This window comes from Cupriavidus malaysiensis, from assembly GCF_001854325.1.
Lineage (GTDB): Bacteria > Pseudomonadota > Gammaproteobacteria > Burkholderiales > Burkholderiaceae > Cupriavidus > Cupriavidus malaysiensis.
Genome location: NZ_CP017755.1, coordinates 2,590,350 through 2,616,050, shown reverse-complemented (window position 1 = coordinate 2,616,050; position 25,701 = coordinate 2,590,350). Strand labels below are relative to the sequence as shown.

Sequence of the window (25,701 nt, the reverse complement as noted above, 5' to 3'; positions counted from 1 at the left end):
GGCGCGCACGGCATCCGGGATGCGGTCGATCTCCTTTTCGTGTTTCCTTTTCTTGTTAATTAAACGGAACGATTAGTCCCGTAAACATCTTTGTTTGAGCGTGACTCTAGGATCTGGTTGCGAGAAGGTCAATGCTGTAAACCATTAAACGGAATGATTTGTACAGAAAAACGAAACGGTACTATCATCCAGGGAGGCGGGCCCGCCGCGTGGCGGGCCGCAATGTGACGCAGACGAGGAGGAAGCCGTGACGGAAAGCGTGATGGCCGGACCGGACCGCATGGTTCCGGTGCGCGAGGTGTTCGGTATCGATGTGCCGCTGCAGGTGCCCGCCTTCAGCGAGCGCGACGAGCATGTGCCGGAGGTCGACCCGGCCTACCGTTTCCAGCCGGAGGCGACGCTGGCCATCCTGGCCGGCTTCGGGCGCGGGCGGCGCGTGATGGTGCAGGGCCGGCACGGCACCGGCAAATCGACCCATGTCGAGCAAGTGGCCGCGCGCCTGAACTGGCCCTGCGTGCGGGTGAACCTGGACGGCCACATCAGCCGCCTCGACCTGGTCGGCAAGGACGCCATCGTGCTGCGCGACGGGCGCCAGGTCACCGAGTTCCAGGAAGGCATCGTGCCGTGGGCGCTGCAGCGGCCGGTGGCGCTGGTGTTCGACGAATACGATGCCGGCCGCCCCGATGTGATGTTCGTGATCCAGCGCATCCTGGAGCGCGACGGCCGCTTCACGCTGCTCGACCAGAACCGGGTGATCCGGCCGCATCCGGCCTTCCGCCTGTTCGCCACCTGCAACACCGTCGGCCTCGGCGACCTCAACGGCCTGTACCACGGCACCCAGGCGCTCAACCACGCCCAGCTCGACCGCTGGAACGTGGTGGCCACGCTGGACTACCTGCCGGCCGGGGAGGAGGTCGCGATCGTGCTGGCGTGCGTGCCCGGGCTGGCGGGCGCGGGTGGAGCGGGTGGAGCGGGTGGGCGCGAACTGGCCGAGGCGATGGTGGCGGTGGCGGCGCTCACGCGCGCCGGCTTCGCCAGCGGCGACCTGTCCACCCTGATGTCGCCGCGCACCGTGATCGACTGGGCGGAGAACAGCCTGATCTTCCGCGACCCCGGCCAGGCCTTCCGCCTGACCTTCCTCAACAAGTGCGACGAAGCCGAGCGGCCGGTGGTGGCCGAGTACTTCCAGCGCGTGTTCGGGCGCGAACTGGAAATGGCGCTGGCACCCGCCGCACCGCTGCAGAGGCTGGCCGCATGAGCGGCGACGGCAACGACGGCAACGACGGCAACGACGGCAACGAGGGCAGGGGTGGCGCCGGCACCGCCGGCACGGCGGCAAACGTCGCGGCCACCCGGTTGCGCCGCCGGCAGGAACTGTGCGCGGCGGCGGCGCGCGCGCTCAGCGGCGACGCCAGCCTGCACTACCGCGCAGGCCGCCTGTCACGCGGCCTGCGGCCGCTGCCGCTGCAGGCCCCCCATCTGCGCGCCGACACCGCCGACGGCCTGGCCGGACAGCGCGGCGCGGCCGACGGCGTGGCGCTGCGCCTGGCGTACTCCGATGCCGCTGTGCACCGCGCGCTCTGTCCGCACGATCCGCTCGAACGGCTGCTGTTCGAATGGCTGGAACAGATGCGCTGCGAGGCGCTGGTGCCGCCGGCGCTGCGCGGCGTCGCCGCCAACCTGCGCGCGCGCTTCGAAGACTGGTCGCGCGGCTTCCACCAGGCGGGCTTCACCGACGGCCACGCGGGCATCCTGCTGTACACGGTGGCGCAGATCGCCTGGTCGCGCGTGCAGGGCCGGCCGGTGCTGGAAGATACCGAAGACCTGATCGAAGCCACGCGCGCGGCCATCGTGCCCGCGCTGGGCGCAGCGCTGGCCGGCCTCAGGCGCCACCGCGCCGACCAGCGCGGTTATGCCACGCATGCACTGGCCTTGTCGCGCCAGGTCGGCGCCATGCTGGCGGCGGCGGGCTTCGGGCAGCCGGCCGCGGCGGAGGACGGCAAGGACGAGGACAGGCAGGCGGCGGTGCGCGCCGCCTTCGCGCTCTGGCTCGAGGTCGACGAGGAGGCCGGCGGCTGGATGGCGGTCGCCGGCGGGCTGGCGGCCGCGCCCGGCATGGTGCACGGCGCCGATGCCTATCGCGTCTTCACCACGCGCTACGACCGCGAGCTGCAGGCCGCGCAGCAGGTGCGGCCAGCCTTGCTGCGCGAATACCGCGAGCGGCTCGACCGCCTGCTCGCCGCGCGCGGGCTGAACCTGGCGCGGCTGGCGCGCGAACTGGCCGCCGCCCTGGCGCAGCCGCGTCCGCAGGGCTGGTCCTTCGGCGAGGAAAGCGGCCGCATCGACGGGCGCAGGCTGGCGCTGCTGGCCGCTTCGCCGGCCGAGCGGCGCGTGTTCCGGCAGGAGCGCCTGCGTCCGCGGGCCGCTTGCGCGGTCAGCCTGCTGGTCGACTGCTCGGGCTCGATGAAGGGGCATGTCGAACTGGTGGCGATGCTGGTCGACACGCTGGCACGCGCGCTCGAACTGGCCGGCGTGCCGGCCGAGGTGCTGGGCTTCACCACTGGTGGCTGGCATGGCGGCCGCGCCCGCCAGGACTGGCTGGCACGCGGGCGCCCGCCCCGTCCCGGCCGGCTCAACGAGCGCTGCCACCTGGTGTTCCAGGAGGCGGCGCGCGGCTGGCGCCGCTCGCGGGCCGGCATTGCCGCGCTGTTCAAGTCCGACCTGTTCCGCGAAGGCATCGACGGCGAGGCCCTGCAATGGGCCTGCGGGCGCTTGCGCGCGCTCGATGCGGGCGGGCCCGGCGCGCGCCGCATCGTGGTGGTGATCTCGGATGGCAGCCCGATGGACAGTGCCACCGCGCTCGCCAACGATGCGCACTACCTCGACCGCCACTTGCAGCAGGTGGTCGCGCGCGAGGAGGCGCGCGGCGAGATCGAAGTGCTGGGCCTGGGGGTGGGGCTCGACCTGAGTCCCTACTACCGGCGCAGCCTGGCGCTGGACCCGGCACGGCCGCTGGATACCGCGTTGCTGGGCGGCGTGGTGCGCTGGCTGGCCACGCGCGGGCATGCCTTGCCGGCGGACCAGGCCGGGCCGGCGCCGGGCGTCGCCGGGGCCTCCGGCGCCGCCGGCGCGTCCACTCAGGCGGCGGCTTCCGGCGAGGCCCCGGCCGCGCCGGAAGCGCTCTCCGTGCCGCCGTCAGTACCGCGGTAGGTGCGGTCGAGCAGCCAGCAGGCCAGTCCCGCCAGCAGCAGGCACCCCGCGAACAGCTGGTAGGTCAGCCGCGGCGCCCAGCCGGATGCCAGCAGGTAGCCGGTGGCGAGCGGCGACAGGATCGACACCACGCGGCCGAAGCCGATCATCCAGCCCACGCCGGCGCCGCGCGCCGCCGCCGGGTAGACCGAGGGGCTGATGGCGTAGAAGGCGGCGATGCCCCCATTGGCGAAGACGCCGACCGCCAGCGCGAGCGCCAGCGACAGGCCGACCGCGCCGTGGCCCAGCGCATTGGCGTAGGCGAGGAAGGCGGCGGCGCCGCCGCACAGGATGAACAGGGTCGCCAGGCGCGGACGCACCACCAGGGTCAGGGCGGCGAACAGCAGCGCGCCCAGCACGCCGCCGAGCGGCACCAGCACGCCGGCGCGCAGGCCCAGCTCGGGGCTGCCGGTGGCGTCGGCCATCAGCTTGGCGGTCCAGGTGTTGGCGAAGTAGAAGGCGGCCGTCAGCAGCGCGTAGGACAGCCACAGGAAGGCGGTGCGCCGCGCCATCACGCCGCCGAAGATGGCCTGGCGCACGCCGCCGCGCCGGGCCTGCGCGGCGGCCTCGGGCAGCTGCTCCACGGCAGCGTAGCCGAGCCGGCGCGCGATCGCGTTGTACTGCGCCAGCGCGCGCCGGGGGCGCTTGTCCACCAGGTAGTCGATCGACTCGGGCAGGACGGCGATGACCACCACCAGCATCAGCGCGGTGATCAGCGCGCCGAAAATGAAGGGCGCGCGCCAGCCATAGGCGGCGATCAGCAGGCCGCTGAGGGCGCCGCCGAGGGCGGCGCCGGCGGGCAGGCCGATGCCGTAGATCCCCATCACCACGCCGCGCCGGCGCTGCGAGCTGTATTCGGACGCGGTGATGTTGAGCGTGGCCACCAGCGCGCCGATCGACAACCCCGCGAAGGCGCGGAACGCCACCAGCTGCGGCACGTTCTGCGCGGCCGCGGACAGGCCCATGCCAAGCGTGATCAGGACCAGGCAGGCGATGGCGTGCGGGCGCCGGCCGATACGGTCGGCCAGGGGCGACAGGAAGATCGCCCCCAGGGCCGTGCCGAGCACGCCGGCGCTCAGCAGGTAGCCGACCTCCACCGGGCTCAGGTGCCAGGCCTTGGCCAGGTGCGGCGCGACGAAGGCCATGACCAGGATCTCGAACCCGTCGATCATGGTCAGCACCAGGCAGACCGCCACGGTCTGCCACTGCAGCCGGCGCATCGGCTGCGTGCGGATGGCTTCACGAACGTCCATGCTGTTGTCTCTTCCGTAGTGGTTCTGTGGTGGCGGGGGGCGCTGGACGGACGGCTCAGTGCGCGAGGAAGTCGAGCACCATGCGGTTGAACTTCTCGGCATGCTCCCACTGCGCCCAGTGGCCGCAGCGGTTGAAGATGTGCATCTCGGCGTTCTGCATGCCCCAGACCAGGCGCAGGCCCACGTCCATCGGCACGAAGCGGTCGTCGCGGCCCCAGATGACCAGCGCCGGCGCGGCGATCTCGCCCAGGCGGTGGCCCACGTCGGGGAACTGGCGCGGGTTGGCGGCCAGGCTCTTGACGAAGTTCTCCAGGTGGTCGCGCCGCGCCAGCGTGTTGTCCAGGCGGGCCTGGATCAGTTCCTCGGTCAGGCGGCTGGCGTCGTACATGAAGACGTTCAGCATCTTCTTGAGGTTCTCCAGGGTCGGCTCGCGATAGACGCCCTGCAGCAGCTTGATGCCCTCCAGCGGCATCGGCTGGAACAGGCTCGGGCCGCCGGTGCCGCCGCCCATCAGGACCAGCTTGCCGACGCGCGCCGGATTGGCCAGCGCGAAGGCCACGGCGCTGTGGCCGCCCATGGAGTTGCCGATGATGTGCACGGGGCCCGGGTGGTCGATGGCGTCGAGCACGCCCAGCAGCGCGCGCGCATTGAGCTCGGAGCGCGAGCCGGTGCAGACGATGGTGTCGCTCCGGCTCCAGCCTGGGCAGTCGACCAGCAGCACGCGGTAGCCGGCCGCGACGAAGGGCTCGATATTGCGGCTGAAGTTGGCCCAGCCGCTGGCGCCGGGACCGGAGCCGTGCAGCATGACGACGGTCTCGGCGCCGCTGCCGACGTCGTTGTAGTGGATGCGCAGGTCCTGGCCGGCTTCCTGGATGGTGACGAAGCGGCTGGTGGCGGCTTCGGTGATCGCTTGCGAGGAGGGGGTCATGGTTGGTCTCGTTGGTCTCGTTGGTCTCGTTGATCTCGTTCGGAGAGGGGAACCGCCGCGGCTGGCGGCGGGCGGTCAAGTCATCCGGTAATGCGGCAATGCGGTGGCGCCGGGCGCAAGCGCGGCCGGCCGGTGCCCTCGCGGGGACCGGGCGCGCGTGCGCATCAAGCGTCGGAATAGGCGGCCTGGCGGGGCGGCCAGGCCGGCTGGCCTGTTACCTGTTGCCGCTGCACCGGTCTGTCCGGTGGCAGCGGAAGCGGGGCTTCAGCCGGACGGCGGCTTGCCGTGGTGGTGCGATCGCATGCTGTCTCCTGTGGCCGGTCTCGTGTCCGGATCGAAGGGGTAAGCGCATGCTAGGCGGGTCCGGTCCTCGCGTAAAACGATTCTCGAAAACGTGCAAGGGTTGCACAGCCTTGATGCACAAGGAAAAAAGGCGGCGCCGGTGGAGGCCGGACAGCGCCACCGGCACCCGGGCTCCGGGTTTGCGAGCAGGCGCCGCGGCGCGGCGGGCGCCGGCGCGGCCGGGCCGGCCGCTGTCGTGCCGTCGCGACAGCGAAGCATTCCACCCGGCCGTGGGGCTTGCCGCGCACACCTGGCCGGCTTAGCATCGCCAACTTGCCTCAACCCAACCGCTATGCAAAGGAGATCGACATGAAGACTGTTCTGATTCTTTGCAGACCGCGCCTCGGCTGACCCTGTTCCCCGTTTCCCGCTCCTGCGCGGGAAGGCTTGCGTTGCCCGGCTCCGGCCTGCCACCTCTGGTTCCTGCTTCCCGCAATCTCTCCGGAAAGGCCTATGGGCAACGGCATCGTGCATTTTGCCGAGGGGATCTCCTTGATCGCTTCGGACGACACCTGGATCGACAGCCAGGCTGTCCATCAACTCCACTCCACCTTTGAGCTGCCCGGCATGCGGCGGCTGGTCGCCATGCCCGGCCTGCATCCCGGCCGTGCCTATCCGGCGGGCGCCGCCAGCTTCGCCGTCGGCCGCCTCTATCCGGCGCTGGTCGGCGGCGATATCGGCGCCGGCATGGCGCTGTGGCAGACCGGCGTCGACGCCGCGGCAGCCAGCCCCGAGCGCCTCGACCGGAGCCTGGGCGACCTCGACGGTCCGCCCGATGCCGCCTGGCAGGACGAGGCCGCGCGGCTGGCGGCGGCGCACGGCAGCCACGCTGCCGTGCTCGACGCCCTGGGTGGCCCGGGGGCCGGCAATCCCTTCGCTGAGCTGCAGCAGGTCGACGGTATCGAGGACGCCGCCGCCGTGGCGGCGCTCGGCATCGATCCTGCCCGCCTGCTGCTGCTGGTGCACGGTGGCGCGCGCGGACTGGGCGAGACCGTCCTGCACGAGCACATGGCGCGCTGCGGCCACGATGGCCTGGCGGAAGGCAGCACGGAGGCCGCCGCCTACCTCGCCAGCCATGCGCAGGCGCTAGGCCTGGCGCGCGCCAACCGCGCCCTGCTCGCGCGGCGTGTGCTGGCACGCCTGGGCGGCGGTGCGGGGCAGGCCTTGCTCGACCGGCATCACAACCTCGTGGCGGCGGCCGAAGTGGACGGCGTGCGCGGCTGGCTGCACCGCCGGGGCGCGGCGCCGGCCGACCAGGGCCCGGTGGTGATCCCCGGCTCGCGCGGCGACTACAGCTACCTGGTGCGGCCGCTGCCCGCCGCGCACAGCCTGTTCTCGCTCGCCCACGGCGCCGGCCGCAAGTGGTCGCGTGGCGAAAGCCGCGAGCGGCTGGCGCGGCGCTACACGCCCGACCAGCTCGCCCGCACGCGGTTCGGCAGCCTGGTCATCTGCGGCGACCACGCGCTGCGTTACGAGGAAGCCCCCGACGCCTACAAGCCGATCGACAGCGTGGTGCATGCCCTGCGCGATGAAGGCCTGCTGACCATCCTGGCGCGCCTGCGGCCGGTGCTGACCTACCGGATGCGGGGGGCGGGGCAGCGGGGGTGAGGCTCCGCGCCGCATTGGGGCGCGGTGGCGGCGGCACCCGCGTGCCGGAGGCGCGGTCTGGTTCCGCTTCGCTCGCCATCGCGCGGTCTTTGTATCGTGTTCGGCACGGGCGGAGTGTCATCGTGGCGCAATGCGCATGCTGAATGTGGGTTGAGAGCTACTTCTTGTGAGTGCTGGGACATTGCGGGTCCGCCTTGCCGTCCGTCCGGTGGCTTGGAAGTCCGGCCACGCCCGCTGGCAGCCGGGTGGCCCGTAATGTCTCTAATGCGAGCCGTCAGCCGGCCCTGCTGCGCACTTCGGTGATGCATGCCGCCTCGGCCTGGCGCGCCGGACAGGGTGCACGGATGCCGGCCGGACAGAATCGGACCATTGGGCAAGCCAGTGGAGTCTTGGGTGCCTGCGCTGGCACGGTGGGCCTTTACCCTCATGGTCGATGGCCCTGGGGCGGCACGGCGATGTCATGCGAGGCGCCGCCGCGCTGCCGGCGCGGCCGCAGGTTTCACTCCACTGGAGCTCCCATGACCCTGAGCAAAGCCCTGGCTTCCCTTGTCCTGTCCGCCTGCTTCGGCGCGGCGGCGTCCGCGTCCGCGCAGCCGGCGGCCCCCGCGGGCACCGTGCCGGCCGCCCACATTTCCCTCGACCAGGCGCAAGCGCTGATCCAGGCCGCGGTGGCCTATGCGAAGTCGCAGCAGACCGGTATCTCCATCGTTGTGGTCGATGCCTCCGGGCATGTGGTGGCCGCTGCCCGCATGAGCGGTGTGCCGTTCGGCAGCTTCGACGTGGCGCGCGGCAAGGCGCTCGCCAGCGTCGCCACCGGCGGCGTCAGCGGGCGCGAACTGATGGAGCGCTACCGGGCCAATCCGATCGTGTTCGGCCAGATCAGCGCGCTGTCGTATGGCGGGCCGATGTTCCCCTCCCAGGGCTCCCTGCCCATCTTCTTCGGCGACACGCTGGTGGGCGCCGCCGGCGCAAGCGCGGCCTCGTCGCAGACCGACGAGGATGCGGTACGCGCCGGCATCCGGGCCATCGGCGCGCTGGCGGAGCGCGGCGGCCGCTGAGCCGCTCGCACAACGCCGCTGCGCCGGCGGTATCCATGGCCCGCTCGCCCGGGCCGACGACTTCCTGTCAACCCACCCTGGAAACACAACGTGCATACCCCTGTGACATTCGACTCCGACGGCCTCCTGCTGGCGGGAGCGCTCCATCTGCCCGCCGATGCCGAGCCCGGCGAGCGCCGGCCCGCCATCGCGGTCCTGCACGGCTTCGGCAGCAACCAGGACGACGGCATGGTGCAGCTGGCCACGCGCCTGTTCTCGTCGCTCGGCTACGTCGTGCTGCGCTTCGATATGCGCGGCTGCGGCAACAGCGAGGGCGAGCGGGCCAAGGTACTGTGCGAAGACCAGGTGGCCGACACGCGCCATGCGGTCAGCTTCCTGCAGGGCCTGCCGCAGGTCGATCCCGCGCGGGTGGCGGTGATGGGCCACAGCTTCGGCGCGGCGGTGGCCGTCTACGCGGCCGGCGTGGATGCGCGCATCGCCGCCTGCATCGCCTCGGCCGGCTGGGGCGATGGCGAAGCCAAGCTGCGCCAGCAGCACGCCGGCGCGCAGGCCTGGCAGCGTTTCGAGGAGATGGTGGCGCGCGGCCGCGCGCAGCGCAGCCAGGGGGTGTCGATGCCGGTGTCGCGCTTCGATATCGTGCCCATTCCGCCCAGCCTGCGCGGCAACCTGCCGGCCGGCTCCTTCCTGGAGTTTCCCTTCGAGGTGGTCGAGAGCATGCTGCGCTTCCGCCCCAATGCGGTGGTCGCGAAGATCGCGCCCAGGCCCTTGCTGCTGCTGCATCCCGCCGACGACTCGGTCACGCCGACCGAGCAATCGATCGAGTTGTTCCGCCACGCCGGCATGCCGGCCGACCTGCACCTGGTGGCGAATGTCGACCACTTCATCTTCTCCGATGACAACCGCATGGTCCTGAACCTGGTCGCGGACTGGCTGCACAAGTACTTCCCCGTGCGGCGCGAGCGGGAGCAGGCGGCATGAGCGAAGCGGCTCCCCTGCGCATCGATGCCGCGCGGCTGCAGGCCTTCGCCGCCTCGCTGCTGGCCTGTGCCGGCCTGCAAGCCCCGGATGCCGCGCTGGTCGCCGAGAGCCTGGTGTGGGCCGACCTGCGCGGCGCGCACGGGCACGGTGTCGCACGCCTGCCGCTGTATGCGCGCTGGCTGGCCAGCGGCGAGATGGACGGCCAGGCACAGCCGCGCCCCGGCCTGTGCCTGCCGGCGCTGTCCGTGGTGGAAGGCGGGCGCTGCGCCGGCGCGGTCGGCATGCGCGCGGCACGCGAACTGGCCGAAGCCGGGGCCAGGCGCGCCGGGGCCAGCCTGGTGCTGCTGCGCGAGACCACGCATACCGGCGCGCTCGGTTTCCACACCGCCCGGTCCGCCCGGGCCGGGCTGTTCGCCATGGCCATGGCGGCCTCCGGCCCGCTGATGGCTTACCACGGTGCCGCCGCCGCGGCAGTCTCGACCGCGCCGCTCTCGATGGCCTGCCCGGGGCCGTCTGACCCGTCTGACCCGATCCTGTTCGACATGGCTTCGGGGGCCGTCGCGCTGGGCAAGCTGATGCAGGCGCGCGCCACCGGCATGCCGTTGGCGCCTGGCTGGGCCATCGATGCCGAGGGCAGGCCGACCACGGACGCGCGGCGGGCGGCGACTCCCTTGCCGCTGGGCGGGGCCAAGGGCTCCGGCCTGGCCCTGATGGCCGAGATCGCCTGCAGCCTGCTGGCCGGCCATCCGATCCTTGCCCCGGCGCTCGGCGCGGAGGCGGGCGCGGGGGCAGCGCGCCACACGCAGAATGCGTGGTTCCTCGCCATCGACATTGCCCAGTTGATGGAGCCGGCCCGCTTCCACGCGCAGGTGAGCGAACTGGCCGCGGCCATCCGCGGCCTGCCTCCTTCGGCCGAAGGCCCGCCACGCTTGCCTGGCGAGCGCGGTTATGCCGAAGCGCGGGCGCGCCGCGCGGATGGCGTGGCATTGCCGGGCGCCACCGTGACAGCGCTGGAAGGGCTGGCACGCGGGCTGGAGGTGCCGCCGCCGTGGAGCGGGGCTTGAGCGAGCGGGACCAGGGAGCGTTCCTGGTGCGCCGCAGGCAGCACTTGCCGTGGTGCCCAGGCAACCCTAGGGTATTTCCGATGATTTCCGATGCCGTGCGCTATCTCCTTGTCTTCATTGGAGATTCTCGCGTGGGCACGGCGTCCGTGCGACCAGTGTCTGCGATACGCCTCTTGACGCTCCTGGCGCGGCATCGATAATGCGCTGGCGGAATGCAAACGTTTGCATTCAAGCGAGAGGGACTCGATCCCACCCGAGCCGGAACGTCCGCGCCCGCCCCCGCACGCCTGCCTGTGCGCGGGCCCGCGGCGCGGCGGTGCCGGGCCGTCCGCAGGACAGCCCGGCCGGCGCGGTTCACGCGGAGACATTCTGAATGGCAAGAGACCGCCAGATACGCATCGCCCTCGGCAGCTTCGGGCGCGCCACCCTGCACCTGACCGCAGGGCCGCTCGTGGCCCATGCGCATGCGGAATTCCACCTGATCTTCAAGCTCGGCGGCGCGGACGCCTGCTTCAAGGTCGACGGCGAGCAGCACCGGCTGGGCGACGGCTGCGCGCTGCTGATCAATCCTTGGGCGACGCACGCCAAGCTGCCGCAGGAGGGCGAGCCTTCCTTGCTGCTGGCCTTGCTGCTGGAACCGCAATGGCTGGGCGATACGCTCGCGGCCGACCATCCCGCCGTCGGCCTGCGTTTTCCGCAGCCGCTCGTGCGCATGGACGCGCCGACCGCCGCGGCGCTGGCAGCGCTCGCCGGCTGCCTGGCCCATGACGCCGGCGACGGCCCGGCGGATTGCGAAGCCGCGCTCGCCGGGCTGGTAGGCCAGGTGGCCGCGCGCCACGTGCAGCGCCGCTCCATGACCGAAGTCCTGGCCAGCGCGAGGCCGCTCGACTACCGCATCAAGCGTGCCGCGGAATATATCCGCGCGCATGTGTGGGAGAACCCCAGCGTGGAAACGGTCGCCGGTGCCGTGGGCATGTCGCGCAGCCGCTTGTTCGACCAGTTCAAGGCCTGCATGGGCATCTCGCCGCAGCAGTACCTGGACTGGGTGCGGGTCAGCATCGCCACGCGCCTGCTGGCCGAGCAGCAGGCGAGCATCAGCGACGTGGCGCACCAGCTCGGCTTCAGCGCGCAGGGACACTTCACGCGCTTCTTCGTCCAGCACCTCGGGCTCAGCCCCTCGGAGTTCCGCCGCGTCGGCATGACCGGCGCCGCGCGGGCCGGCTGAGGCACCGCGCGGCAGCCGAGGGGCGGGCCCGTCAGCCGCGCAGCGAGCGCGACAGCTGGTCGAGCATGGCGGCGTCGAACACGGCCTTGGGCAGCATGCAGTGCACGGTCTTGGCCGGAATCGAGGTGTAGTTGCTGGCGGTCTGGTTGGAGTACTGGGTGATGCGGAAGTCGGCGGCGATGCTGGCCAGCGAATAGACATCCTGCGGATCCATCCCTGCCGCCGCGCTGACCCATTCGATCAGTTGCCGCAGGCAGGCGGTCAGCGCCTCGTCGAGATTCTTGCCGAAGCCGAGCACGATCCAGTGGCCGGGCGTTTCCGCCATCGGCAGGGCCAGCGCGCGCCGCTTGTGCAGGAAGTACTGGATGCGCATGTCTTCCATGGCGGTCTCGATGGCGGTCTGGTTGACCACGCCGTCGCCCTGCGCGGCATGGGAGTCGCCGGTCCAGATCATGGCGCCGGGGCGCTGGACCGGCAGGAACAGCGAGGTGCCCTCGACCAGCTCGCGCAGCACGAGATTGCCGCCGTAAGGACCGCTGAGGATGCCGCTGACGGGCTCGTCGCCGGCCGGCTGCACCGCCATCACGCCCTGGAACGGCGCCAGCTTGATGCGGATGCCGGGCGCGAACTCGGTGTACCGGCGTTCCTCGTCGAACTTGAAGTAGCGCAGGTAGGGCTTGGCGAAATCGTTCGGCAGCGCGCCGACGCCCTTGGGCGCCGAGTTCCAGCCCCAGCCGATCGGCCGCAGCCGCACCATGCGGCACTCCACCACGTCGCCCGGCATCGCTCCCAGCAGCTCCACCGGCCCCACGTTCGAGTAGGGCCCCTGGGGGAAGCGCTTGCGCACCGGCTCACGGTCTTCGTAGCGCATGCCGTACTTGGCGCCGTTGGCCCAGTTGACCCAGGTGTCGGGATACTTGACGAGATCGCCGGATTCGATCCGCACGACCGGTGCCGCCTTCGGGTCGAGGATGCCGACACGCACCGTCTCGCTGCCGGACTCGATCGTATGGATCCTGCCCGGGCGCGATACCGGCAGCGGCGCCGCGCCGCCGGGCATGGCGCGGGCATCCGCGGGGCTGCCCTGCGCCAGCGCCTTGAACGATGCGGCCCCCAGGCCGAGGGCGCTGGCGGTCTTGAACCACTGTCTCCTGTCGATCTTCATCTTGCGTACTCTCTTCCTCTGTTGCTTCCTGGTGGAGCCGTCGCCGGCAAGCGTACGGCGGGACGGCGAAAGCCTTTCTTGCCGAGGGGGGCGGTCCGCTCAGGGCAGCTGCGCGACATACTGCGCGACCGCCTCGATCTCCTCGTCGCTCATCAGCGGGACCAGCAGGCTCATCAGCTTGCCCGGTCCCCCGCGCGTGCCGGCCTTCCATGCGTGCAGCTGCTTGACGACATAGGCCGGCTGCTGGCCGGCCAGGCGCGGGAAGTCCGGCGGGATGCCGCCGCCGTCGGGCCGATGGCAAGTCACGCAGGCTGGCAGCCGGCTGGCGGGGTTGCCTTGCCAATAGATGGCTTGGCCGGCCTCGACCAGCTGCGGCTGCGCGGCCTGTCCGCGCGCATGGGGCTGGCGGCTGAAGTGGCGGGCCAGCTCGTGCATCTCCTCGTCGCCCATGCCGTGGACCACGGCGGCCATGGTGGCGTCCTGGCGCAGTGCCGGCTTGCCGTCGGCCGCGCGGAACTGGCGCAGCTGCTTGAAGAGATACGTTTCATCCTGGCCGGCCAGGCTGGGATATCGGGCCTGCGTGCTCTGGCCCGCCTTTCCGTGGCACGCCGCGCAGACCTGTTCCGCCGTACGTCGCGCCGCCGCAGCTGCTGCTTCGGGCGGCAGCGGCTGTGCCAGCAACGGCCCGGACAGGGCGCACGCGGCCAGCATGGCGGCGCAGCGGCGGCGCAGTGGAAAGAGGTCACTCACCTCTGCCTCCTCTCGGCGGTCCGCCGCTTCAGTTGAGATAGCCGCCGGTCCTGGCGACGATGCGCTTGGCGCGCTCGGTTTCGCTGGCCACGCGGTTCGGCAGCGCATTCGCGCCGGCCTGGCTGAAGGCCGTATCCACGCTGAGCACCGCCAGCTTGTCGCGTATCTCGGCATCCTTCATCAGGCTGCGGATCTCGCCGCGCAGGCGTTCCACGATCGGCGCCGGCGTGCCCTTGGGCGCGAACACGCCGTACCACACCGTGATGTCATAGCCGGGGATGCTCTCCGCGACGGTGGGGACGGCCGGCAGCGCCTTGAGCCGGTTGGCGGTGCCCACGGCCAGCAGCCTCAGCTTGCCGGTCTTGACGTGGGGCATATATTCCAGCAGCGGGCCGGTCGCCAGGTCGATGTGGCCGGCGATCATGTCGTTGATGGTCGGTCCGCTTCCCTTGTAGGGCACGTTGGTGATATCGACGCCGGCCATCGTCTTGATCATCTCGAGCGGGTAGCTGGTCGGCCCGCCGTAGTTGACCTTGCCGGGATTCGCCTTGGCATAGGCGATCAGTTCGGCGACCGACTGGTAGGGCGTGCGCGGATTGGTGACCAGCACCAGCGGCGATTCGCCCAGCGGCGCCACCGGTACGAGATCGCGCGTGATGTCGTAGGGCAGCTTGCGGTAGAAGGCGGCGTTGACCCCGTGGATGCTGTTCAGGATGCCGATCGTGTGGCCATCGGGCGTTGCCCGCGACAGCACCTCCGCGCCGATGTTGCCGCTGGCGCCAGGGCGGTTCTCCACCACCACGGGCTGGCCCAGCGCGGTCGACAGGCGCTGGGCCACGGTGCGGGCCAGCACATCGTTGATGCCCGCGGGGGGAAAGGGCACGATGAAGACGATCGGCCTGGTCGGCTTCCAGCCCGGCGACGGCGCAGGCGATGGGGCCCCGTCCGTGCCCGCGGCCCGTGCCGCGCCGGCCGGCAGGCCCGCGAGCGTGGCGGCCAGGATGGCGAGCGCGGCCAGCCGCGCGGGAGCGGCGCGCCAGGTCAGGTGCTTGCGGTGGTGCATTGGATCTTGTCTCCTCATGACTGGTGCCGATGATGCGTGGCGGTGCGTGGTGGTGCGTGGTGGTGCGTGGCGGTGCGCCGCACGGCGTCGTGTCTTGTCGAAATGTGCCGTGTTGCACGGCCGCGACGCGCCGGAAAACCGTGCGTATCCCGGCTGCTACTCTACGGATCTGGCGGCGGCCCGCTTCCCGCAATGGCGAGGCGTTTACCCAAGCGTCCACCGTTCTGCGCGGCGGCGCCGGACGGGCCGGGCGCTTACCCGATGGTCCGGGAATCTCGCCGCCGGGACGCCGGCCGCGCGGCGCGTGCGGCAAGATGGCCGTCCGATCCAATCACAACGGGAGACGCAATGGCAGACGCAATGCGAGACGCAATGAGCCGCGATATCGACGCCGCAATCTTCACGGTCGGCACCGGTCCCAGGCATGTCATCGCCCTGCACGGCTGGTTCGGCCATGCACGGGGCTGGGGCGCCTTCACCGACGCGCTGGACGGCGAGCGCTTCACCTACGCCTTTATCGATTACCGGGGCTACGGCAGCCGCAAGGCGGTCCGGGGCGAGTTCTCCATGCGCGAGATCGCGCGCGACGTGCTGGCCTGCGCCGATGCGCTCGGATGGCAGCGTTTCGCGCTGCTCGGGCACTCGATGGGAGGCAAGGGCATGCAGGCGGTGGCGGCGCTCGCCCCCGCGCGCGTCGCCGCCATGGTCGGTGTCACGCCGGTGCCGCCGACCGCGGTGCCGTTCGACGAAGCCTCGCGCAGCCTGTTCGAGCGCGCCTCCGGAGATGCCGAGGCGCGCTTCGGCATCATCGACTATTCGACCGGCAATCGGCTGAGCCGGCACTGGGTGGAAAAGATGGTCCGCGAGTCGGAGCGGCACGCCGACGCCGAGGCCTTCGCGGCCTATTTCAGGGCCTGGGCCGATACGGATCATTCCGCCCAGCTCGCCGGCACCCGTATCCCGACGCTGCTGCTGGTCGGCGAGCACGACCCGTCGCTGACCGCCGAGGTCATGAAGCAGACCTACGGTGCGCTGTTCCTCGAACTGGCGATCGAAGCGATCGGCAATGCGGGCCACTATCCGATGGACGAGACGCCGGTGGACCTGGCCACGCGGGTCGAGCGCTTTCTCGGCGGCATCCCGCTCGCGGGCATGGGGGAAGGTCCGCGCGGCTGAGCGCGGCGCGGCACTCCGCCTGCCGCGCGGAGCGCCCGCCCGGAGGCCGTATCCGGCCTCCTTGCCGCCGTACTTCAGAACAGGTGCCGCATCCCGGCCATGATGCCCTGCGGGTTGGAAACGCCGCCCGGCGTGACCTCGTTCGGCACATTGGAGAACGTATAGTTGGCCTTGTTCTTGTTCCAGATCTTGCTGGCATTCGCGTAGAGCGTGGTGCGCTTGGACAGCGAGTACTGGTAGCCGATCGAGGCCTGCTGGCCGCGGTTCGGCGTGTCGACCGAGCGCTGCATGCCGTAGGCCAGCAGCACCAGGCCGGCCGGGCCCGCCGGAATGGTGGCGCCGACGTGGAAGCCGCGGTCCTTGAGCGTTGCCTGCCCCGGCACCCAGCGCGTGGCCTGGCGCCCGTTGACGAACAGCTTGAACCAGGGCAGTTCGTAGGTGGCGCCGATCGCGCGTTCGTCGCGGTCGGCATTGGCGACCGCGGCGATGCTGTACGTGCGCTCGTAGGCCAGGCCAAGCCACAGCGGGCCGCGCGAGTAGGTCAGTCCCACCGCCTTCAGCCAGTCCGCGTCGCGCGGCGGGCCGGTGCGCTCGGCGCCGAAGGAGAACAGCGCGCTGGCCTGCAGGCCGGCGATCTCGGGCGTCTCGTAGCGGATGGAATTATCGGCGCGCGCCGTCAGGCTGCTGCCGGCCGGCCCGCTGTTCTGCAGGCGCCCGAGCGGGCCATACGGTGAGAAGCCGAAGGCCGACGCCTGCCCCTCGATGTAGTAGATCGGCGTGTTCTGCCGGCCCAGGGTCAGCGCGCCCCAGGTGGTGCTGCTCAGGCCGACCCACGCCTGGCGGCCGAACAGCCGTCCGCCTTGCTGGACGTTGCCGCTGTCCAGCGCCAGGCCCGTTTCCAGGTTGAACACCGCGGCGAGTCCCGATGCGAGTTCCTCCTTGCCGCGCAGTCCCCAGCGGGATTGGTACAGCCCGCCATCCTCGATGCGCATGGCATGGTTGGCGCCGGACTTGACGTACTCCATGTAGACGTCCGCGACCCCGTAGAGGGTCACGCCCGACTGGGCGCTTGCCGTACCCGCTCCCGCGCCCAATGCTGCCACCAGGCATGCTCCCGCTCTCTTCATGCGTTTCTCCTCGTTCCTCCGCCGTGTCAGGCGTTATGGTTGTCCGCGCGGCGATACGCCGGCGCAGCAAGGGTACGAGGGGGGAGGGAGCGGGCGCTAACCCAATCGTCCCGCCAATTGGGCAGGGGTCCGGAATGCGGTGGCGGGTATGGTACGGGGCGGGGATGGCGGCGCACCGCGGCACGCGCGATGCCCGCGAGCGTGGAGAAACGAGGGCGGCCGCAGTTGCCGCCCTGCGAGGCCTGACCTCTCTGCAGAAGAGCCTGGGGCTGGGCTGGCAGCCGTCGGCGCAGTCGCGCCGCTGCGTCAGGCGGCGCCGCCGCGCAGCAAGGCCAGCAGCGCCGGCGCCGCCAGGCCGCCGCCGATCAGCACCAGCACGCCGAAGGCCAGCCGGCGCGTGGCGCCCGCCGACAGCGGTGGCGGAAAGCGCCGCGCCGCCGCGGTGGCCAGCGCCACCACCGGCACCGCCAGTGCCGCCTGCAGCCAGAGCGCGGCATCGAGCCGCCCTTGGCTCAGGCTGAACAGCGTGCGTATCGTCGAACTCACGGTGAAGACCAGGATCAGCGCGCCGCGGATCTCCGCCAGCCGCAGCGGCTGCCGGTAGAACTGGAAGATCAGGGGCGGTCCGGAGACGCCGAACAGGCCGCTGAGCAGGCCACCGAAGACCCCGCTCAGGAAGAAGCTGCGCTGGCTGGAACGCCGCTGCAGCGGTTCGGGCCGCCAGGCCGCGCCCAGGCCGCCGTACAGGATCACCGCGCCCAGCAGCAGTTGCAGCAGGTCGGCCGCGCGCCGGTCGAGGTAATCGAGCAGCAGGGCGCCCGCCACCACCGAGGGCAGCAGGCCCAGCGTGGCGGCGCGCACCGCCGGCCAGTCCATGCGCTGCATCCGGCCGGGCAGGGCGACCGCGCTGTTGGCCAGCGTCACCAGGCTGACCAGCACGGCCAGCGTCGCCACCGGGGCGAGCTGCAGCACGCTGGCCGCGCCCATCACGATCATGCCGAGGCCGAAGCCGGTCACCGTCTGGAAGTAGCCGGCGGCGGCCATCACGGCCAGCATGGGCAGCGCCCCCGCGAACAGCGCCGCCGCGCCGGCGGCGGGCAGGGCGCTCATGGTGCCGGGGCCGCGGTCGCCGTGGCATCGGCCGCCGGCGTGCGTGCCGCATCGGCACGCTGGGCCTGTACCACGGTGACGGCGATCACGTGAAAGATGTCCTCGGCGCTGCAGCCGCGCGAGAGATCGTTGGCCGGCTTGGCCAGCCCCTGCAGCAGCGGGCCGATGGCCTTGGCCCCACCCAGCCGCTCGGCCAGCTTGTAGCCGATGTTGCCGGCTTCCAGGCTGGGAAAGACCAGTACGTTGGCATGTCCGCCCACGCGCGAATGCGCCACCTTGCGCTGCGCGATCTCGGCGACGATGGCCGCGTCGAGCTGCACGTCGCCATCGATGGCCAGCTCGGGCCGCAGCGCGCGCACGCGCTCGGTGGCCGCCACCACCTTGTCCACCGCCGCGTGGCGCGCGCTGCCGCTGGTGGAGAAGGACAGCATGGCCACGCGCGGTTCCTCCATCAGCAGGCCGGCCGCGCTGTCCGCGGCCGCCATGGCGATCTCCGACAGCCCCTGCGCATCGGGGTCGACCACCAGGCCGCAGTCGGAGAAGATCAGGCCGCCCTTGAGGGCGTGGAAGGGCTCGCACAACATCATCAGGAAAAAGCTGGAGACCAGCCTGCAACCGGGTGCCGCGCCGATGACCTGCAGCGCCGTGCGCACCACGTCGGCGGTCGTGTGCAGCGCGCCGGCGACCGAACCGTCGGCATGGCCGGCGCGGACCATCAGGTTGGCGAAGCAGAGCGGATCGAGGACTGCCGCCTGCGCCTGTTCCGCCGTCATGCCCCTGGCGGCGCGCAGCGCATGCAGTTCGGCCGCCAGCGCCGGAGCCAGCGGGGAGGTGGCCGGATCGACCAGCTCGATGCCGTCCAGCGGCACGCCCGCCTGCAGCGCCGTGCGGCAGGCGACGTCGGGCCGGCCCACCAGCAGGATGCGCGCAATGCCCTCGCGCGCTGCGCGCTGCGCGGCCTGCAGCACGCGGACGTCGTCGGCCTCGCACAGCACGATGCGGCGTGGCTGGGCGCGGGCATGGTCGATGATGCGGTGGAGCGCTTTCATGGTGTGGACTCGATAGTGCGGTGTTCAAAGGGGCGATGCCTCGGCAGCGCGAAAGCCCTGGCCTTGCCGACAACCGGGCTCCCCTCTCCCGCGTGCGGGAGAGGGGTTGGGGGAGAGGGCAGGCCTGCGCCAGCACGACGGCATGCACTTCGCGCCGGCGCCCACCCTCACCCCCGGCCCCTCTCCCACGAGTGGGAGAGGGGAGCAGAACATCGGCAGTGCGAAGGCCCCTGCTCCGCCCTCAGACAAAGTCCTTGTACTTGTCCAGCAAGCGCACCGGCCTGGAGAGCGCATCGCGGCGGAACGGGTCGCCCAGTTCGCGCGTGCACATGATCTCCACGATGGTGGTCTTGCCGTGGTTCATCTGCAGGTCGATGGCGCGCTGGAGCGCCGGGCCGACGTCCTCCAGGCGGTCTACCACGATGCCTTCCGCACCCATGGCGCGCGCGATGCCGGCGAAGGACGGGCTGTCCAGTTCGCCCGCGACGAAGCGGCGGTTGTAGAAGTCCACCTGGTTCTTCTTCTCCGCGCCCCACTGGCGGTTGTGGAATACCACGGCCGTCACCGGGATGTTGTGGCGCACGCAGGTCAGCGTTTCCATCAGGCTCATGCCCCAGGCGCCGTCGCCGGCGTACGAGATGGCCGGGCGATGCGGCGCGGCGACCTTGGCGCCGATGATGGTGGGGAAGGCGTAGCCGCAGTTGCCCCAGCTCATGGCCGCGAAGAAGCTGCGCGGCTTGTCGAAGCGCAGGTAGCTGTTGGCCACCGAGTTGATGTTGCCGATGTCGGTGGAGACCATCACGTCGGCGGGCATGGCGCGTTCCAGTTCGCGCAGCACCTGGCGCGGGTGCAGGTAGTGGCCGCCGTTCGGCGTGCGTTCCTGCTTCTGCTCTTCGATCATGTCCAGGCTGTACGGGTCGCGCTCGTGCGTCCACTCGTCCAGTTCCTTTTCCCATGCGGCCTTCTCGGCGGCGATCTCGTCGGCGCGCTGACGGAGGGTGGCGTCGCAGGCCAGCGTGCGGCCGGCCAGGCGCTGGGTCAGCGCCGCGGCGGCGGCCTTGGCGTCGCCGCAGATACCGACCGAGATCTTCTTCACCAGGCCGAGCATCTTGTGGTCGGCGTCGACCTGGATGATCTTGGCGTCCTTGGGCCAGTAGTCCATGCCGTGCTGCGGCAGGGTGCCGAACGGTCCCAGGCGCGAGCCCAGCGCCAGCACCACGTCGGCGCGCGCGATCAGCTTCATCGCTGCCTTGGAGCCCTGGTAGCCCAGCGGGCCGCACCACAGCGGATGGCTGGCGGGGAAGGAATCGTTGTGCAGGTAGCTGTTGACCACCGGCGCGCCCAGGCGCTCGGCGAGCGCCTGGCATTCGGCCACCGCATCGCCCATCACCACGCCGCCGCCGGAGATGATGACCGGGAACCTCGCCTGGGCCAGCAGCTCGGCCGCCTCGTTCAGGCTCTGCTCGCCGCCGGGGCCGCGGTCCAGCCGGCGCGGCTGCGGGATCTCGGCCTTGATCTGGCCGTAGAAGTAGTCGCGCGGGATATTGAGCTGGGTCGGGCCCATCTCGTCCATGGCGCGGTCGAAGCAGCGCGCGGTGAACTCGGCCATGCGTGCCGGGTTGGTCACGTGGCCCTGGTACTTGGTGAATTCCTGGAACATCGGCAGCTGGTTGGCTTCCTGGAAACCGCCCAGGCCGATGCCCATGGTGCCGGCTTCCGGCGTGACGATCACCACCGGAGAGTGCGCCCAGTAGGCGGCCGCGATGGCGGTGACGCAGTTGCTGATGCCGGGGCCGTTCTGGCCGATCACCACGCCGTGGCGGCCGGACACGCGCGAGTAGCCGTCGGCCATGTGCGCGGCGCCCTGCTCGTGCACCACCGGCACCAGGCGGATGCCAGCCGGCGCGAAGATGTCCATGGCATCCATGAAGGCCGAACCCATGATGCCGAAGATGTCGGTCACGCCGTTGGCCGCCATGGTCTCGACGAAGGCTTCGGACGGCGTCATGGCTTGCGGGCCGGTGGCTGCGGTGGTGCGTTGCTCTGGCATGGCTTGTCTCCGATGTGTTAAAAAACGGAACTAAATGTTCCGGAAAGAGTTTGTGAGGCGAATGTAGGACGGAAGTCGTCCGGGGTCAATCAGGAAATTGGTAAATCGGTACGATTCGTATCGAAAAATATAAGAAATGGGGCGTGACCGGAACACCGTGCCGGGTGGACCCATAACAAGCCCCCGGTGGCACTAACTCCGCCCGGTCGGGCTCCCTAACATGGCGCATACATGCGGCGCAGAGCGGCATGTCGCGGCGCCGCCGGGCCACCGGCAGCGCGCCAGACGGCACAACGAGAGGACGCACCGAGACGTCCCCGGCAAAAGGAGACACTGGCATGCCTCATGCTTATCAACCTCTCCTCCTCGCACAGGCACCGTAGCAAGCCCGCTTGCACGCACCGCAAGCGGGCGGCGCGCCGGTACCGGTCCACCGCGCCGTCCCCGCGGGCGGCGTGAACGCAGTCTCATTCATCGAGGAGTCCGACCATGCATTGGATCAAGCAACTCGCAGCAAGCGTGGCACTGGCAGCCGTCCTGGCGCCGGCCGCCCACGCGCAGGGCAAGGAAGTCGTCATCGCCTACCAGGACATGGTGGTGCCGTGGCGCTATGCGCAGGAAATGAAGGAGGTGGAGAAGCAGACCGGCTACAAGGTCTCGTTCCGGCAGTTCTCCGGCGGCGGCGACGTGATCCGCGCCATGGCTTCCGGCCAGATCGCCATCGGCGAGGCGGGCACCTCGCCGATCGCCTCGGCACTGTCGCAGGGGCTGGAGGTGGAACTGTTCTGGATCCTCGACGACATCAACGCGGCCGAGGCGATGGTGGCGCGCAACGGCACGCAGATCAACGGCGTGGCCGATCTCAAGGGCAAGCGCGTGGGCGTGCCCTTCGTCTCCACCACGCACTACCACACGCTGGTGGCGCTGGAGGAGGCCAAGGTCAATCCCAAGGACGTCAAGATCATGAACATGCGGCCGCCCGAAGTGGCCGCGGCGTGGGAGCGCGGCGACATCGACGCCACCTTCATCTGGGACCCGGTGCTGGCCAAGGTCAAGCGCTCGGGCAAGGTGCTGGTGACATCGGGGCAGATCGCCGCGCAGACCGGCAAGTCCACCTTCGACGGCATGATCGCCAACAAGAAGTTCGCACACGACAACCCCGACTTCATGGTCAAGTTCGTGCGCGTGCTGGCCGCCGCCGACGACAACTACCGCAACAACAAGGCAGCATGGAACGCCGACTCGCCGATGGTCAAGGCGGTGGCGCGCATCACCGGCGCCAAGGCGGACGAGGTGCCCGCCAGCATGGCGCTGTACAGCTTCCCCACGCTGCAGGAACAGGCCTCGGCGCGCTGGCTGGGCGGCGGCGCGGCCAGCGCGCTGCGCTCGGCGGCGCTCTTCCTGAAGGAGCAGGGCACGATCCAGAACGTGCTGCCGGACTACAGCACCGGCGTCAATGCGGAGTGGGTGCGGCGCGCGGCGCAGTAAGCCGGGCACGCGTGGCACCGGCGGCGGCACGCAGTGCCCTGCGCCGGGGAATGCAGCAGGCCCCCGCACCATGGCGGGGCGGGGCCTCGAGCCTCTTCAGGAAGTCTGTCATGTCCAAGCTGGAAATCGACAATCTCAGCGTCAACTACGGCGGCCGCGGTGGCGCCCAGACGCTGGCCCTTTCGCAGGTCAACCTCACAATGGAGCGCGGCGACTTCGTCGTCGCCCTCGGCGCCTCGGGCTGCGGCAAGACCACGCTGCTGTCCTGCATCGCCGGTTTCATGCAGCCGTCCGAGGGCGAGATCCGCCTCGACGGCAAGCCCGTGCACGGTCCTGGCGCCGAGCGCGGCGTGGTGTTCCAGAAACACGCCTTGATGCCCTGGCTCAACGTGGTCGACAACGTTGCGCTCGGCCTGCGCCTGCGCGGCGTGGGGCGCGCCGAACGGCTGCGCGTGGCGCGCGAGAAGCTGGCCCAGGTCGGGTTGGAGAAGGTGGCCGACAAGCCGGTCTACCAGCTCTCGGGCGGCATGCAGCAGCGCGTGGGCATCGCCCGCGCGCTCGCCAACGACCCCGAGGTGATGCTGATGGACGAGCCGCTGGGCGCGCTCGACGCGCTCACGCGCGAATCGATCCAGGCGCTGATCCTGCGGCTGTGGGCGCGCGAGCAGAAGATCGTCTTCTTCATCACGCACAGCGTGGAGGAGGCGCTCTTCCTCGCCACCCGGCTGATCGTGATGACGCCGTCGCCGGGCCGCATCGAGCACAGCTACGAGCTGCCCTTCGCGCGGCGCTACATCGAGTGCGGCGACGCGCGCGCGGTCAAGTCCGACCCGGAGTTCATCCGCTACCGCGAAGAAATCGTCGACCTGATCCATGCCACGCACTGAGGACAAGACCATGACCGCTCCCGCCCAGAGACTCGAAGCCGCGGCCACCGTGCGCGCCGCGCCGGCCGCGCCGCGCCGCCCGCTGCGCACCGTGTCGGGCTACCGCCTGCCCGGCGAAGGCTCCAGCTCGCGCATCTCCACCGTCACCGTGGTATCGCTGCTGGCCCTGTGGTGGCTGGCCAGCCACCTGCGCTGGCTGCCGCCGCTGTTCCTGCCCACGCCGGAAGCCATCGTCGCCGCCTTCGTCGACGCCTGGAACGGCAATGTGCAGGGCGGGCTGCCGCTGCTGGAGCATTTCCGCGCCAGCCTGGTGCGCGTGTTCGGCGCCTTCGCGCTGGCGGTGGCCACGGCGGTGCCGATCGGCGTGATGATGGGCGTCTCGCGCATCGCGCGCGGTGTCTTCGATCCGCCCATCGAGTTCTACCGGCCGCTGCCGCCGCTGGCCTACCTGCCGCTGATCGTGATCTGGTTCGGCATCGACGAGACCTCCAAGATCCTGCTGATCTACCTGGCCTGCTTCGCCCCGCTCGCCATGTCGGCGCGCGCCGGGGTGCGCTCGGTCACCATCGAGCAGATCAACGCCGCCTACTCGATGGGCGCCACGCCCTGGCAGGTGATCCACCACGTGGTGCTGCCGGCGGCGCTGCCCGACATCCTCACCGGCATGCGTATCGCCATCGGCTTCGGCTGGACCACGCTGGTGGCGGCCGAGATGGTGGCGGCCACCGCCGGCCTCGGGCAGATGGTGCTCAATGCCTCCAACTTCCTGCGCACCGACGTGGTGATCATGGGCATCATGCTGATCGGGCTGATCGCCTACCTGTTCGACCTGCTGATGCGCAAGACGGAGACCTGGCTGGTGCCGTGGAAGGGCCGCATGTGAGTGAGGGGGGCGTCGTCATCGGCGGCGCGCTGCCCCGGGGGCCGTCCGGGAAAACCATGTGGCGAAACACAAGTCGTTGGGATTCAGCCGCCGCCGGACTGTCGATTTGCGATCTCCAGTCGTCGGCGGCCTCCACTGGAACGGCCGCTTGCCCGGTACGACGGTCACCTTAAGCTTCCGGGACCTCGATCGTTCCTTCTAGGTATTGGACAGCTTGACCGGAGACATAGACCCGGTCGTCCTGCACGCGGCAATGCAGCAATCCGCTGCGGCGCGATACCTGCATGGCCTCGAGTTCTGACCGGCCCAGTCGCTCGGACCACAATGGCGCCAGCGCCGCGTGAATCGACCCGGTCACGGGATCTTCGTCGCCGCCATTGGCAGGCCAGAAGTAGCGCGATACGAAATCGTGATTGTCGCCGCGCGCTGTCACGACGACATCGAGCGGACCCAGTGCCGAGAGCAGATTGAGTTCTGGCACGACGGACCTCACCTCGTGTTCCGTATCGTAGATGGCGACGTAGGCTTGCTGATTGACCAGGACTTCCCGGGGTGCTATCGAAAGCCCTTGGAGAAGATTTTCAGGGATTTCTTCCAGTTTTTCCGGCCGGCGTTGCGGGAAACTCATTTCGATCAGGCCATTACGCGTCTGCAGAACGCTGAACCGGCCGACTGCCTCGGCAAAGAACTCGATGGCCCTGGTATCACTGCAGCGCTTGAAGATCACGTATGCGCTCGCCAGCGTGGCGTGTCCGCAAAAGGCGATCTCCGTGAGCGGCGAAAACCAGCGGATGTCGAACACGCCGTCGGCATTTTCTACAAAAAAGGCGGTTTCAGACAGGTTGTTCTCAGTGGCAATCGCCTGCATCAGGCTATCGGGTAACCAGCGTTCGAGTGGCACTACCGCAGCGTAGTTGCCCTTGAAGACCTTATCGGTAAATGCGTCTATCTGATAGATCGGCAGTTTCATTCGGCGGGCCGTGCAAGACGGGAAGTGGATCGGCGCTATTCATCTGTATCAGGCGAATACGATATCAGCCCGTTTCACATGCCGAACATATACAGTTTGCAATGTGCGATACCGCAAAGTGTCCGTTCACGGGAAGCGACGACGCCGTGCGTACCGGCCGATCGCGAATGTCCCTGTCTGGGCCGAACAGTCGGTCCGGCCGCCCTGGGCGGCGGTCAGGAAGGCACCGTGGCGGCGGTGCCCACGGCGTACCGAGGCGTGCGCCAGGTGTGCCGGCG

21 protein-coding genes are annotated in these 25,701 nt (G+C 70.3%); 11 read left to right on the top strand and 10 right to left on the bottom strand.

From position 1 onward, the window contains the following. The first annotated feature begins 280 nt into the window (after positions 1–280). Together BKK80_RS31005 and BKK80_RS31000 are read left to right on the top strand one after the other, a co-directional pair. Positions 281–1,258 (top strand): AAA family ATPase, encoded by a 978-nt coding sequence (locus tag BKK80_RS31005; protein WP_205683754.1) that lies wholly within the window; start codon positions 281–283, stop codon positions 1,256–1,258. Then, the gene (locus tag BKK80_RS31000; RefSeq protein ID WP_071072626.1) at positions 1,255–3,210 is read left to right on the top strand and encodes a cobaltochelatase CobT-related protein; all 1,956 of its coding nucleotides are present in this window, start codon (positions 1,255–1,257) and stop codon (positions 3,208–3,210) included. Before BKK80_RS31005 ends, BKK80_RS31000 begins: the two co-directional genes overlap by 4 nt. Here the strand turns inward: BKK80_RS31000 and BKK80_RS30995 are convergent. Next, positions 3,138–4,502 (bottom strand): MFS transporter, encoded by a 1,365-nt coding sequence (locus tag BKK80_RS30995; protein ID WP_071038782.1) that lies wholly within the window; start codon positions 4,500–4,502, stop codon positions 3,138–3,140. The two genes, BKK80_RS31000 and BKK80_RS30995, sit on opposite strands and share 73 nt — an antisense overlap. A gap of 55 nt (positions 4,503–4,557) precedes the next feature. Beyond that, a complete protein-coding gene (locus tag BKK80_RS30990) occupies positions 4,558–5,430 on the bottom strand; it encodes an alpha/beta fold hydrolase (protein ID WP_071072624.1) in 873 nt (290 codons plus the stop codon). 795 nt (positions 5,431–6,225) lie between these two features. Between BKK80_RS30990 and BKK80_RS30985 the strand changes: the two genes are divergently transcribed. From BKK80_RS30985 to BKK80_RS30965, 5 genes are all read left to right on the top strand, one after another. Continuing rightward, positions 6,226–7,380 carry an RNA ligase RtcB family protein gene (locus tag BKK80_RS30985; protein ID WP_071072622.1) on the top strand — a complete coding sequence of 385 codons (1,155 nt, stop codon included), beginning with the start codon at positions 6,226–6,228 and terminating at the stop codon, positions 7,378–7,380. 518 nt (positions 7,381–7,898) lie between these two features. Then, positions 7,899–8,438: a GlcG/HbpS family heme-binding protein gene (locus BKK80_RS30980; protein ID WP_084545827.1), complete on the top strand. Its 540-nt coding sequence runs from the start codon at positions 7,899–7,901 to the stop codon at positions 8,436–8,438. 102 nt (positions 8,439–8,540) lie between these two features. Beyond that, positions 8,541–9,416 carry an alpha/beta hydrolase gene (locus BKK80_RS30975; RefSeq protein WP_157903374.1) on the top strand — a complete coding sequence of 292 codons (876 nt, stop codon included), beginning with the start codon at positions 8,541–8,543 and terminating at the stop codon, positions 9,414–9,416. Continuing rightward, a complete protein-coding gene (locus BKK80_RS30970; RefSeq protein WP_071072618.1) occupies positions 9,413–10,480 on the top strand; it encodes an Ldh family oxidoreductase in 1,068 nt (355 codons plus the stop codon). Before BKK80_RS30975 ends, BKK80_RS30970 begins: the two co-directional genes overlap by 4 nt. A gap of 373 nt (positions 10,481–10,853) precedes the next feature. Then, positions 10,854–11,705 (top strand): helix-turn-helix transcriptional regulator, encoded by an 852-nt coding sequence (locus tag BKK80_RS30965; RefSeq protein ID WP_071072617.1) that lies wholly within the window; start codon positions 10,854–10,856, stop codon positions 11,703–11,705. A 31-nt stretch (positions 11,706–11,736) separates the two neighbouring features. Here BKK80_RS30965 and BKK80_RS30960 read toward each other — a convergent pair whose 3' ends face one another. The 3 genes from BKK80_RS30960 to BKK80_RS30950 all read right to left on the bottom strand — a co-directional run bounded on the left by BKK80_RS30960 (position 11,737) and on the right by BKK80_RS30950 (position 14,683). After that, complete coding sequence (locus BKK80_RS30960) at positions 11,737–12,870, bottom strand: acetamidase/formamidase family protein (RefSeq protein WP_071072616.1); 1,134 nt, start codon at positions 12,868–12,870, stop codon at positions 11,737–11,739. A 99-nt stretch (positions 12,871–12,969) separates the two neighbouring features. Then, entirely contained in the window at positions 12,970–13,620 is a 651-nt protein-coding gene (locus BKK80_RS30955; RefSeq protein WP_236903845.1) for a c-type cytochrome, read from the bottom strand. A 28-nt stretch (positions 13,621–13,648) separates the two neighbouring features. Then, the gene (locus tag BKK80_RS30950) at positions 13,649–14,683 is read right to left on the bottom strand and encodes a Bug family tripartite tricarboxylate transporter substrate binding protein (RefSeq protein WP_071072614.1); all 1,035 of its coding nucleotides are present in this window, start codon (positions 14,681–14,683) and stop codon (positions 13,649–13,651) included. A gap of 372 nt (positions 14,684–15,055) precedes the next feature. Here BKK80_RS30950 and BKK80_RS30945 point away from each other — a divergent pair, with 372 nt between their 5' ends. Next, complete coding sequence (locus tag BKK80_RS30945; RefSeq protein WP_071072612.1) at positions 15,056–15,859, top strand: alpha/beta fold hydrolase; 804 nt, start codon at positions 15,056–15,058, stop codon at positions 15,857–15,859. 74 nt (positions 15,860–15,933) lie between these two features. Here BKK80_RS30945 and BKK80_RS30940 read toward each other — a convergent pair whose 3' ends face one another. The 4 genes from BKK80_RS30940 to xsc all read right to left on the bottom strand — a co-directional run bounded on the left by BKK80_RS30940 (position 15,934) and on the right by xsc (position 21,195). Continuing rightward, complete coding sequence (locus BKK80_RS30940; RefSeq protein WP_071038775.1) at positions 15,934–16,986, bottom strand: porin; 1,053 nt, start codon at positions 16,984–16,986, stop codon at positions 15,934–15,936. A 306-nt stretch (positions 16,987–17,292) separates the two neighbouring features. Further along, positions 17,293–18,042 carry a sulfite exporter TauE/SafE family protein gene (locus tag BKK80_RS30935; RefSeq protein ID WP_418235922.1) on the bottom strand — a complete coding sequence of 250 codons (750 nt, stop codon included), beginning with the start codon at positions 18,040–18,042 and terminating at the stop codon, positions 17,293–17,295. 50 nt (positions 18,043–18,092) lie between these two features. Beyond that, positions 18,093–19,145, bottom strand: a complete 1,053-nt coding sequence (gene pta / locus BKK80_RS30930) for a phosphate acetyltransferase (RefSeq protein WP_071072610.1) — start codon at positions 19,143–19,145, stop codon at positions 18,093–18,095. Positions 19,146–19,386: 241 nt separating this feature from the next. Continuing rightward, positions 19,387–21,195, bottom strand: coding sequence for a sulfoacetaldehyde acetyltransferase (xsc, locus tag BKK80_RS30925; protein WP_071038773.1), 1,809 nt, complete (start codon positions 21,193–21,195; stop codon positions 19,387–19,389). Between the two features lie 489 nt (positions 21,196–21,684). Between xsc and tauA the strand changes: the two genes are divergently transcribed. The 3 genes from tauA to BKK80_RS30910 all read left to right on the top strand — a co-directional run bounded on the left by tauA (position 21,685) and on the right by BKK80_RS30910 (position 24,453). Further along, on the top strand, positions 21,685–22,683 hold the full coding sequence (gene tauA / locus BKK80_RS30920; RefSeq protein ID WP_071038772.1) for a taurine ABC transporter substrate-binding protein: 999 nt from the start codon (positions 21,685–21,687) through the stop codon (positions 22,681–22,683). A 110-nt stretch (positions 22,684–22,793) separates the two neighbouring features. After that, positions 22,794–23,570 carry a taurine ABC transporter ATP-binding protein gene (locus tag BKK80_RS30915; RefSeq protein WP_071018752.1) on the top strand — a complete coding sequence of 259 codons (777 nt, stop codon included), beginning with the start codon at positions 22,794–22,796 and terminating at the stop codon, positions 23,568–23,570. Between the two features lie 10 nt (positions 23,571–23,580). Then, on the top strand, positions 23,581–24,453 hold the full coding sequence (locus BKK80_RS30910) for an ABC transporter permease subunit (RefSeq protein WP_071022307.1): 873 nt from the start codon (positions 23,581–23,583) through the stop codon (positions 24,451–24,453). 169 nt (positions 24,454–24,622) lie between these two features. Here the strand turns inward: BKK80_RS30910 and BKK80_RS30905 are convergent, their stop codons facing one another. Further along, positions 24,623–25,423: a PhzF family phenazine biosynthesis protein gene (locus BKK80_RS30905; protein ID WP_071072608.1), complete on the bottom strand. Its 801-nt coding sequence runs from the start codon at positions 25,421–25,423 to the stop codon at positions 24,623–24,625. Between the last annotated feature and the right edge of the window lie 278 nt (positions 25,424–25,701).

Bases quoted from the DNA above. Each gene is read 5' to 3' on its own strand.
- BKK80_RS30915 (WP_071018752.1), top strand. From the start codon at position 22,794: ATGTCCAAGCTGGAAATCGACAATCTCAGCGTCAACTACGGCGGCCGC.
- BKK80_RS30985 (WP_071072622.1), top strand. From the start codon at position 6,226: ATGGGCAACGGCATCGTGCATTTTGCCGAGGGGATCTCCTTGATCGCT.
- BKK80_RS30935 (WP_418235922.1), bottom strand. From the start codon at position 18,042: ATGCTGGCCGTGATGGCCGCCGCCGGCTACTTCCAGACGGTGACCGGC.
- pta (WP_071072610.1), bottom strand. From the start codon at position 19,145: ATGAAAGCGCTCCACCGCATCATCGACCATGCCCGCGCCCAGCCACGC.
- BKK80_RS30940 (WP_071038775.1), bottom strand. From the start codon at position 16,986: ATGAAGAGAGCGGGAGCATGCCTGGTGGCAGCATTGGGCGCGGGAGCG.
- BKK80_RS30960 (WP_071072616.1), bottom strand. From the start codon at position 12,870: ATGAAGATCGACAGGAGACAGTGGTTCAAGACCGCCAGCGCCCTCGGC.
- BKK80_RS30950 (WP_071072614.1), bottom strand. From the start codon at position 14,683: ATGCACCACCGCAAGCACCTGACCTGGCGCGCCGCTCCCGCGCGGCTG.
- BKK80_RS30905 (WP_071072608.1), bottom strand. From the start codon at position 25,423: ATGAAACTGCCGATCTATCAGATAGACGCATTTACCGATAAGGTCTTC.
- BKK80_RS30910 (WP_071022307.1), top strand. From the start codon at position 23,581: ATGACCGCTCCCGCCCAGAGACTCGAAGCCGCGGCCACCGTGCGCGCC.
- BKK80_RS30980 (WP_084545827.1), top strand. From the start codon at position 7,899: ATGACCCTGAGCAAAGCCCTGGCTTCCCTTGTCCTGTCCGCCTGCTTC.
- BKK80_RS30970 (WP_071072618.1), top strand. From the start codon at position 9,413: ATGAGCGAAGCGGCTCCCCTGCGCATCGATGCCGCGCGGCTGCAGGCC.
- BKK80_RS30965 (WP_071072617.1), top strand. From the start codon at position 10,854: ATGGCAAGAGACCGCCAGATACGCATCGCCCTCGGCAGCTTCGGGCGC.
- xsc (WP_071038773.1), bottom strand. From the start codon at position 21,195: ATGCCAGAGCAACGCACCACCGCAGCCACCGGCCCGCAAGCCATGACG.
- BKK80_RS30990 (WP_071072624.1), bottom strand. From the start codon at position 5,430: ATGACCCCCTCCTCGCAAGCGATCACCGAAGCCGCCACCAGCCGCTTC.
- BKK80_RS31000 (WP_071072626.1), top strand. From the start codon at position 1,255: ATGAGCGGCGACGGCAACGACGGCAACGACGGCAACGACGGCAACGAG.
- tauA (WP_071038772.1), top strand. From the start codon at position 21,685: ATGCATTGGATCAAGCAACTCGCAGCAAGCGTGGCACTGGCAGCCGTC.
- BKK80_RS30995 (WP_071038782.1), bottom strand. From the start codon at position 4,502: ATGGACGTTCGTGAAGCCATCCGCACGCAGCCGATGCGCCGGCTGCAG.
- BKK80_RS30945 (WP_071072612.1), top strand. From the start codon at position 15,056: ATGAGCCGCGATATCGACGCCGCAATCTTCACGGTCGGCACCGGTCCC.
- BKK80_RS31005 (WP_205683754.1), top strand. From the start codon at position 281: ATGGTTCCGGTGCGCGAGGTGTTCGGTATCGATGTGCCGCTGCAGGTG.